The 1,420-nt window shown below is 41.8% G+C and carries 1 protein-coding gene; it reads left to right on the top strand.

Translation table 11 applies throughout. The features are described 5' to 3' along the window. Positions 1-1,377: group II intron reverse transcriptase (locus tag ACTIE0_RS24370; protein ID WP_439517037.1), on the top strand; the 1,377-nt coding region annotated here is incomplete at its 5' end. Positions 1,378-1,420 lie beyond the last annotated feature (43 nt).

Below are 1,420 nucleotides of genomic sequence, written 5' to 3' on the forward strand. Positions count from 1 at the left end.
CAAGACAGAGCAAGGCAAGCCTTGGTTAAATCGGCTCTCGAACCTGAATGGGAATCGAGATTTGAAGGCACAAGCTATGGATTCAGACCTGGAAGGTCTGCCCATGATGCAATATCCAGAATCTTTCAAAGTATAAACAAAGGAGGTTATTACATACTGGATGCAGATATAGCGAAATGTTTTGACCGAATAAACCATGAATACCTACTGTCCAAAATTCATTGTCCAAGCAGCCTAAAAAGAGACCTGAAACAATGGCTTAAAGCAGGCGTGTTAGATAACGGTGTATTCGAGGATACAGAAACAGGGACACCTCAAGGAGGAGTAATAAGTCCACTCCTAGCCAACATTGCACTGGATGGAATGGTTAGGCTAATTGAAACAATGTATCCTAAGAGTAATGTGGTACAAGCCACAACAATCAGATACGCCGATGATTTTGTAGTCATATCCAAAGACTTAGAAATCATTGAACAGTGCAAAACTGCAATTTCCAAATGGTTAAAACCTGTAGGACTAGAAATAAAACCCGAAAAAACTCGAATTTGTCATACGCTCAACCCCATTGAGTATAATGGCAAAACAGAGGAGCCAGGGTTCGACTTTCTGGGATTCAATATCAGGCAATATCCAATAGGAAAATATAAATCTGGGAAGATAGGTGGAAAAGCAAGCCGATTAATCGGTCATAAAACCCACATAAAACCCAGTAAGAAAGCAGTTAAAGCCCACATGGAAGTGATTAAAGGTGTCATTAAACAACTAAAAACAGCACCTCAATCAGCCCTGATTAAGAAACTAAACCCGATAATTCGGGGATGGTCAAATTACTACTCAGCGGTGGTTTCTGTAGAAACCTTCACAAAGCTGGACCATATAGTTTGGCAAATGTTGCGGGCATGGACAGTCTCAAGATGCGGAAAGGCAAGTCACGAAAAGTTAAATAACTACTTCCACAATGGAACGGTTAAACTTAGCAACGGGAAAGAAAGACATGAATCTTGGTTATTCAAGACTAAAGATGGATTTCGACTATGGAAACATAATTGGATTCCGATTGTCAGACATACCCTAATACGCCCCGACGCAACACCATACGACGGTAATTGGACTTACTGGGCAACCAGAAAAGGACAAGCAATTGATACGCCAACAAGAGTAGCTAAACTACTCAAAAAGCAAAAAGGCAAGTGTACCTGGTGCGGGCAATACTTTACCCCATCAGACCTAGTTGAAGTAGACCACATTATACCTCGAAGCTACGGTGGAAAGGATGAATATAAGAATCTTCAATTACTGCACCGCCACTGTCACGACGATAAAACGGCGTTAGACAACGCCAGTGCTGTATCCTTAACAATGGAACAGTCAGACTAGGAGCCGGATGAGGTGAAAGTCTCACGTCCGGTTTTGAATGGGA

The sequence above is a fragment of the Limnospira sp. genome (genome assembly GCF_051859755.1).
GTDB classification, from domain to species: Bacteria; Cyanobacteriota; Cyanobacteriia; order Cyanobacteriales; family Microcoleaceae; genus Limnospira; species Limnospira fusiformis.